The following is a 1,027-nucleotide window of genomic DNA, read 5'->3' on the forward strand; positions in this document are numbered from 1 at the left end:
TCGTGGATGCACTGATCGCGCGGATACTCCCGCTGCGTTGCATTCCATTCCTCCACCACCTGTCGGCGTTCCGCCACCGGCATGACGTCCAGACTGCTGATCGCTATGTCCGCCCCCCCCTCCAAGGCCTCTGTCAATCGCTCCAGCGCTGCATGCATGTACTGACATATTCGCATCGCATCGATCGGCGCCTGCACCTGGGCCGTCAATCCAAACCCATCCTCCCAATCGTCCACCAACAACGTCAGCGGATAGTTAGTCCGCTCCTCTGCCGCCAGATGCTCGATTCCTTCCCACGCTCGCACGGCTTCTGCCGCCCCCGCTTTAGATGCTCCTGCGCTATGCCGGTAGTTGAGTAGCACCGTAAACAACGGCGTCGGCGACATCACTCCGCTGCAGCGCTGCGCCAAAGCCAACGATGCATGCTCATGGCGCAGCAGGTCGGCCAGTGCGCCGTGCGTGCTGCGCACCGCTGTTCGCACGTCTTCTTCACCTACCTTGATCCGTATCGGTAGCGTGTTGATGAACAAACCCATCACACGATCCGAGCCTTCTCCTCCGTGCATGCGACCGAACAGCACGGTGCCGAACACCACATCCTCGCGTCCCGATATCCGCGCCAGTACTTGCGCCCACGCCAGATGACACAGACTTGCAACGTTCACTCCGAGTTTGCGGGCTCTGTGCCTCAATCGTCGGGCCAAGCCTGACGCTACTTCCATGTGCGCCTGTCCAATCCCGCGTCCGTCACCTTGCACTGGCGCCAATCCAAACGGGATAGTCGGTTCGTACACGTCCCCCAGCATCTTGCGGAAGAATGTCTCATGATCCTTTTGGCTCACGCCCCAACGTGCCTGCGCCACAAAATTACGGAACGGCAATGGCTTCGGTAATTGGTCAATCGAACCCATTAAATGGACTTGCAATTCTGACCGGATGAAATTGGCGGTTGTAAAATCTTCGATCAGGTGATGCAGCAGCATCAACAACAACCAGCGCTCTTCACCTTCGTCGTATGTGATGTACG

Annotated in this window: 1 protein-coding gene; it reads right to left on the minus strand. The window is 58.1% G+C overall.

What is annotated here, in order from left to right:
- A partial coding sequence (locus ABD002_RS10605) for a condensation domain-containing protein (RefSeq protein ID WP_343790711.1) occupies positions 1 to 1,027 on the minus strand: 1,027 nt, incomplete at both ends.

The sequence above is a fragment of the Dokdonella soli genome (assembly GCF_039523175.1).
In the GTDB taxonomy this organism is placed as follows: domain Bacteria; phylum Pseudomonadota; class Gammaproteobacteria; order Xanthomonadales; family Rhodanobacteraceae; genus Dokdonella_A; species Dokdonella_A soli.